At 55.4% G+C, this 7,674-nt stretch carries 3 protein-coding genes; 1 reads left to right on the top strand and 2 read right to left on the bottom strand.

Going from position 1 to position 7,674, the window contains the following annotated elements:
- The coding region (locus ACRBB0_RS12890) for a beta strand repeat-containing protein (RefSeq protein WP_431374844.1) at window positions 1-3,523 on the bottom strand (3,523 nt) is incomplete at its 3' end.
- Between the two features lie 277 nt (window positions 3,524-3,800).
- Here ACRBB0_RS12890 and ACRBB0_RS12885 point away from each other — a divergent pair.
- The gene (locus tag ACRBB0_RS12885) at window positions 3,801-4,400 is read left to right on the top strand and encodes a hypothetical protein (RefSeq protein WP_431374843.1); all 600 of its coding nucleotides are present in this window, start codon (window positions 3,801-3,803) and stop codon (window positions 4,398-4,400) included.
- Window positions 4,401-4,480: 80 nt separating this feature from the next.
- Here ACRBB0_RS12885 and ACRBB0_RS12880 read toward each other — a convergent pair whose 3' ends face one another.
- On the bottom strand, window positions 4,481-7,546 hold the full coding sequence (locus ACRBB0_RS12880; protein ID WP_431374842.1) for an FG-GAP-like repeat-containing protein: 3,066 nt from the start codon (window positions 7,544-7,546) through the stop codon (window positions 4,481-4,483).
- Window positions 7,547-7,674 lie beyond the last annotated feature (128 nt).

Raw genomic sequence — 7,674 nt, 5'->3', positions numbered from 1 at the left:
CCACACCATGACCGGTCGGGGCTTGTGTATCGATCGAGAAGCTAGTGGTCGCCGGACCGGCCGACGATCCTGAGGCATCCGTGACTGCGGCCGAAACCGTGGCCGCGCCTTGGGCCAGGCCGCTCAAATCTTCGGTGGTTGTCCAGGCATTCCCGGATACGTTTGCCGTAAAGTTATGAACCGCCGACGCGCTGTCTGTGATCCGAATGGCCACAGTCCGCCCATTGCCAACCAAGGCTGTTGTCCCGGACAAGGTCACGGTGCTCACTTCGGCCCCGTTGATAATATTGTCGGCCGTTAGCGGCGTGTTCAGCGTGATGGAGGGCACGTTCAGGCTGTCTGTCGCTGTGCCCGAATTCCCAAGGCTCGATGTGAGGTTCCCGGTTGTGTTGACCAATGTCCCTGTCGACGTCGCTCTGACATCAACGGTAATTGTACAGCTTTGCGAAGCCGGAACAGTACCGCCTGTATAGCTGACGCTGGATCCACCAGAAACAGCGGTCAATGTGCCGCCCGTACATGTTGTGCTGGCGTTCGGTGTTGCCGCAACAACCATGCCCGCTGGCAGGCTATCCGTGACATCAAGACTTGTCGCAGGCACCAAAGCAGTCGTGTTGTTGATGGTCAATGTCATGCCCACCGACCCGTCCAAGGTCACGCTTGGCGATGCAAAGGCCTTGGTAAAGGTTGGCACGGGCGCTGCGGACAGCGTCAAGGTTGCTGACGATGTCCCGCTGTCCCCCATCGAAGATGTCAACGTAGACGAGGTGCTTGTCTGGCTCGTGGCCGATGTCGATTGGACCGTTACAGAGACTGTACAGCTCGCGCCGGCGGCAACTGTGCCACCTGAATAGCTCATGCTGCCCGCGCCCCCGACGGCGGTCAAGGTGCCGCCCGTACAGGTCGTGGTTGGATTGGGGCTTGCGGCGTTTGTCATCAAAGCCGGGTAGCTGTTGCTAAAGGCCAAGGATGTCACGCTCGTCGATCCGGCCGAGTTGTCGATTGTATACGTGACGCGTGTCAAACCACCCTGAACCTGGCTGGAGGGTGACATCGCTTGGGCAAATGTCGGCGCGGCTTCGATTGCAAAACTGGATGACGCTGGATCCGCGATATCCAGACCATTGCTTTCAAGCGCACTTGTGCTGCCCGAATAGCTGCCGCTGCTGGCCGAGCCGGGAACCTGAAGCGTTGCGCTGAACGTACAAGACCCTCCGATTGGTAGGCTGGCATTTTGGAGCTGCAATGTGCTGGTTCCCGAAAGGGTCGATCCGGTTCCGCAAACATCACTGACTGGAAGACCACTCGCAGCCAAGCCACTTAGCGTCGCATCCATGTCATCTCTGAATTCAATACCCGAGAGAGCCGCAGTCCCGGTATTGGTGATCGTATATGTCACTGTGTTCGTAGTGCCTGCACCAACAATGTGTGATGAAAACGATTTGGCAAACGTCGCCAACGCCGGCGTTTGGATGACCAATTCGGCATCTGCCGCATCAGAGGTCAAAACCACGTTCGCCGCGACTGTTTCGGCCGTTACCGTGCTGGTGGTTCCCGGATACCCGCCTGATGCGGATCCGCCCGGAGTTGCCAGGGTCGCAGAGATTGTACAGCTTGCATTTGCCGCGAGCGTTCCCCCCGTAAAACTCAGGGTCGACGTGCCCGACAATGTCCCGCCACATTGGGCGGAAGGCAGACCAGTCGCAACCAAGCCGCTCAGCGCGGCATCCAAATTATCTGTAAAGGCAATGGTATCCACGGCCTCAGACAGGGCGTTTTCGATTGTGTAAGTCACCACTGTTGTCGCGCCGTCATAAACCGGGTTGGTGGCATAGCTTTTCAAGAAAGGCAGCGGACCATCGGCAACGGTCAGGGTTCCACTGATTGGTGACAAGGTCACGAACGAAGCGTTCACAGTGGCCGTAAGACTGCTTGTTTCAAACGAATAACTTCCTGGGTCGGTGGATTCAGGAACATTCATTGGGATATCAAATGTACAAATCTGTCCTGGTGCAATCACGACGCCTGCCACCAAAATGGATGACCCACTTGGCGACACGAAGCCGCCCCCACAAGACGCGGGAAGCGATGGCATTACTCCAAAAGTCAGCGAGGGGATCGCATTAAAATCTTCGGTAAAAGCCAGCCCTGAATATTCACTGGTACCCAGTGAGTTGTCCAAGGTGAAGCGAACGGTTACCGGATCGGTCGTTCCAGCCGGATAGGGGCTTTCCACAAAGACCATAGAGGTCTCAAAGGTACCACCTTCAAAAACATCAATGGAATCTGATGCCGCAACGGCTGTGGTGGCTGCGCCACCAGCTGTTGCGCTAAGCGCCGAGGTCGTGTTGGTATATATCCCGGTTGTCGCGGTGCCGCTGGTCGAAATCGTCACAATGATGTCACAGCTATCACCAGGAGCAACTGACCCGTTGGCGTAGCTTAGAACCGACGTCCCAGACATGGATCCGCCACACTCATTCGTGTCCGTCGATACAAAGGTTGTGCCGGCCAGAAATGCGTCAAGATCGTCGGTAAAGGCAAGCGACACAGCCGTTGACTGAGATTCAGCCGCACTTGACACTGTGAACTTGACCTGGGTTGTCTGGCCTGCAACGACACTGTCCTCCAAGAAGGTCTTGGCAATGCTCAGGTTCGCACCGCCAAGCACCACCAAGTTTGTCGTGTCAGGTGCCGCCTCAACCGAGACCGCACCAATTTTTCCGCGAACCAAACTCGATGTGACCGGATAGCTCCCCGGCGGTGTTGCATCCTCCAAGGTCACGTCGAGGTCCACCTGACAACTGCTATTTGCCGGAACATCAACATCCGAGACAGTAAGTTTTGCGGAAGAATAATTAAAGGAAACACTGCCGCCACACAGTACGTCGCTCGATAAAACAACACCGGCAACGGCGCTATAACCGTCGGTAAAAGCAACGTCCGTTACCACATCTGAGGAGTTCGGGTTTGTCAGAATATAGCGGGCTGTCCCCGTTGCCCCAGCGGCAATTCCGTCGTTCGCCGTCGCACCAGTGCCGATAAATGACTTGGTGAGAGACACCGGCAAGAAACCGTCCCCCAAAACAGTCATCCGCGCTTGACCTACTGACCCTGTGAACGGGCTTCCATCAAGGTCACCGGTCAAGGCGCTTGTGGTATTCACATAGCTTGTGTTCCCCGTCACGCCGGTTGGCAGTGCAATATCGACGGTGAACCGACAGGAGCTTTCGGGTGCCAATGACGCTCCGGTCAGGGTCAAGAGAGATGTCCCGCTGAGCGACGACCCTGCGCCACATGGGGCAGATGGCAAGGTTCCCGACACAACGGTGCCCGCCAAAAAGGCCGACAGGTCATCGGTAAATGTCATATTGGTTGCGGATGAACTGCGTGACACGTTTTGCAATTCAAACGTCATTTGAACAACATCACCCGCCGACGCGGTTGACACATCAAAGGTCTTGTTCAAACCCACACTGCCGACAGGCAGGGCGGAAACTGACACCTCGTTACGATAGGTCATGGCGTTGCTCAAAGCACCACCGTTAGAAGCCTGAAACGATGTGCTAATAGTGTGGTCGCCACGTTCGACCGCTTTAAGGTCCAGGCTGATTTCACAACTGACTGGGCCGAACGGGGATGATTGAAATCGGTAGCTAGACGCGCCTGCTTCGACTTCAAGTGTGCCATCGCAGCTGGCGGCCGCATTTGGCGGCGAGGCAACAACAAAACCACTCGGCAACGCCGTGTTCATTGTGAAGTTTACGAAAAAACCACCGGTCGTATGGGTGTGATTATACGTGATCCGTGTCACATCCCCCAGGTCAATAGAGGCGGGCGACAAGCTGCTCGCGAATGTGTGGTTGTTGGCCGAAATCGTCAATTCGTCAGAACCGGCGCTCCCTGAACCGGCGGTGGATGTCAGACCAGAGGTGGAAAAAGTTTGCGCTTCCGCGTTTGGCCCCGTCACCGGAATTTCGATCGTACAGCTCGATCCATCTGCCAGTTGGCCATTAGAAAAGGCGAGCGTTTTCGTTCCCTCTGCCGCAACAAGCAAACCGCTGCAGGATGTTTCGGCCCCCCCCGCTGCAATCACGAAATCACCGGGAAGCGTTCCGGAAAATGCCATTTCAGACGCGTTTGTGCCCGAGGAATTTTCCAGCGTGATGATCATCGTCGTTACCGCGTCCGGCATGATTTCATCAGGTAAAAAAAGCACCGAAATCGTTGGCCCAACAGGGGCTGCAACTGACATGACTGGGAACAAAGCTAATGCACAGGCAACAGAAAAACGGCGCAGCAGGCGAATCATGAGGGATTTTCCAATGTCGTATCAAAAGAAGTGGTTCCCACGTATTTCGCAGGTCACAGTTACGTTTAGTCTAATTGGCAAAAAATAGCCGATGCAACTCAATGGTTGCCTTGGGGTCAATTATTTCCTGACTGTATCACTTTGGCACACCTCAGGGTCGAACACACATTAATTCCGTTCAACCAAATAGATTTTGCCAACGTTTATAGGGCCTTCCAAGGTTGTGACATGACCATCCGGCCAGCGAATACTTGCCTCGGCCGCCGACCGCGCACTGCCCAGCCCAAAATGGGCTTGCGGGGCGTCAAAGCTCATAAAACCACCCCCCAGTTGAAGTTCTCGTGTTTGCTGGGACCCGTCATTAGAAACCAGCGTAATCTGCGCACCAATCGCATCACGGTTGCCTGTTCCATCCTGTAAACGAAAGGCAATTCCGGGGGTTTGGGTGTTGTTTTTATAGACCATCAGCGGCCCATTTACCGGATGCGTGACAAGATCCAGATCGCCGTCCCCATCCATGTCAAACCGGGTCGCCGCCGCTGTCATAAGATAATCCTCAAGCCCAAAAGCGCCCGAGGCCTCTTCAAAATCACCCTTTCCCGTGTTGTGGAAAAACAGGTTTGAGGGCGACACTTCGTTGGGCACCCATGTTCCGTTGACAATAAAAATGTCTTGCCAACCATCATGATCAAAATCTGCAATCTTGGTGTCCCAGCTCCACCCGCCGACATCCAAGCCCCGCTTTGCCGCCGTGTCCACATAACGCGCCCCGTCCCACTCCAAAACCACATTGGATCGTAGGATTTGCGGATGCGTCAGCGTGATTTCCTCAGCCGTGGGGGTTCGCGCCGGTTTGAAATGCAACGCGCAAAAAGCTTTGGGGATCGGTTGCTGGGCCGGGATCAAATCACAGAGCGATGCATCGCGGCGCTGAATCGCAAGATCCTTGACCAGCATGGCCTTGCATTCGGCCTGATATCGTCCTTCAAGCTCCAAACACCGATTTGCATAGGTCGGATCAAAGCTGTTGCCCGATTTGTACCACGCCTTGATCGCCATATTCTGCTCGCAGATGGCTTTGGATGCGCTGTCTTGAATCGCATCACAATATTTATCCAACCGCTGCATTTTCAGCTTTTGCGACACGCCCGAAGACCGCCCCGCGATCTGCGCCATATACAGGGCCGGGTGCCCTTGGTTGAACAAATCCGCAGATTTCACCGCCATTGTCGTTGTGGTTGTATGCGGGATCAGCCCCTCGGGTTGGGTGATCATCGTCAACCCGCCCTGCCCGTCCCCGCGGTAAAAATAGTCAGGGATGTCAAAGTCATTCCCAACAACAAGATCTTGGTGCCCGTCCGCGTTCAAATCCGAAAACAAAATCGTCAGGGTTTCCCCCGGAATGCCCGGCAAATCGACAAAGGCGCTTCCATCCAGCGCCCCGCCCTTGTTCAACACAACACGGTTGCGCGCTTCTTCCCCCGGAATCCGCCGATACCACCCTGCGGCCCAATTGCCCAAGGCCACATCCAAAAACCCGTCGCTGTCCACATCTGCAAAGCTAAGCCCCATGCTCAGCGGTGCCTCTGGGTTGTTCGCCACCGGCTGAGGCGGCTGAGCACCAAACTTGCCGCCCTCATTGCGCCACCAGAAATTGCCCTCCTGATAGGTGGCCAAAAACAGGTCCGGCCAGCCGTCATTATCGACATCGGTCAACACGGCGTTGAAAATCGGCATGTTCGCCAAAGCCCCGAGTTCCACATCCTGACGGGTGAATTGACCGGTGCCATCGTTAAGATACAAATACAAACCAACTTCGGTTGACGCGACAGCAAGATCAATGTCGCCGTCGCGGTCAAAATCGGCGCTAGACAGACTGCGGCCTTCCCAAAACGGTGGCCACATATCGCGCATTGTGAACTCAACCGGTTTGTCGATGCCCAGCGTGCTGGCCTCCATCCGGGTAAACCCTGTGTCTGCCGCCGGGCTGGGCGGGGCAAATGGCATGGCATAAACTGCAATACGCGCAGCATCGGCGCTGCTCACTGTCAAGGCGGGTTCCTGCCCTGCGGCCTCGGCCGCGCCCCAAAGCACCGGCGCAGATGCCTCCCCCAAGAGCAATTCCAACGCACGTTTGGTTTGCCATTCGTGATAGGCATTGGCCCCAATACCTGCGGCAAACCCCAAAAGCGCAATCGACGCAGCCATCAACATCGCCGCCCGTCTGCCCAAAGTCTGGTAGATAATGAAGAACGGATAAACCGAAAAACTGCCCAGCGTGACCAGCAAGGCCATAACATAGCCATGCGCCAGACCCGTCGCGATCAAGGCCCCGGTCAGGACCACGTCAAAGGACATCGGCACCGGCAAAAACAATCCCGCCAAGGTCACCAAGGCCAAAATCCCGATCCCAAATCCAAGGCCGACAATCAAATCCTGCGGCAGCAACACACCAACCGTCGCCCCCAGAAACCCCGCCAATAACATCAACGGAACAGTCAGCTTGATCAAATACCACAGGTTTTTGGCATAGCCGATCGCCACCGCAACAATGGCCGCGCTCAGCGGTTCCGACCCGTCATGAAGCTCCTGCGCCGACCACGGCACCGGCTCGGCCAGCGGCACTTCAATTTCCCTGCGTGGCAATTGCCGGCAGATCAAAGGCACCACCCCCAAAATCATCACAAGGCTGATCCCGATCTTGGCGACCGCCATGTAAAAGGGTAACAGACTGAAAAGCATAGATAATACGATAACATTCAAGGTCGGAGAGGCCACCATAGCCGACAGCATGGTTTCCGCCCGCATCCCGGCAGAATACATTCCCTTGCCAATCGGCGCGACACAGTTCGCGCAGACCCCCAACGGCGCCCCAATCGCCATGCCCATCATCGAATTGGCAAAGCCTCCGCGAAAGCTGCGGCGCTGAATATAGGGCAGCAAGGTCATGAAGCCTGCGGCGAATAACATGCCAAACAACATGCCCTTCTTGTTGGTATTGATCCAATTCAGCGTCGAATAACCAATCTTTTCCAGCACGCTCATGGCTTCGGTCAGCGGATATTTCGCCTCAAAGCTCAGCGGATCTTCCAACTGAATAGCGCCCGACATCATCGCCTTTTCGTTGAGCGCCGGATAGCGCGACCCGGTCCAAAACGCATATGCCAGCACCACAATGATCAACGAGGCCAATAAAAATCGCTTTTGATATTCAGGCTCTATGACATTCTTCATGTTTCAGCTCTCTTCAGCCTATGGGTGTCCAAGGCGTTAACATAGCCCTTGAAATCCTGCACCCCGAGAGCAAGGATTTTCAAGCCTGCAATAAGTGCGTGCGGGAATTGGAAGTTCAACAATATCAT

Origin of the sequence: Pelagimonas sp. (assembly GCF_050633425.1) — a bacterium.
In the GTDB taxonomy this organism is placed as follows: Bacteria; Pseudomonadota; Alphaproteobacteria; order Rhodobacterales; family Rhodobacteraceae; genus Pelagimonas.
This window is presented reverse-complemented; position numbering and strand designations above follow the sequence as displayed.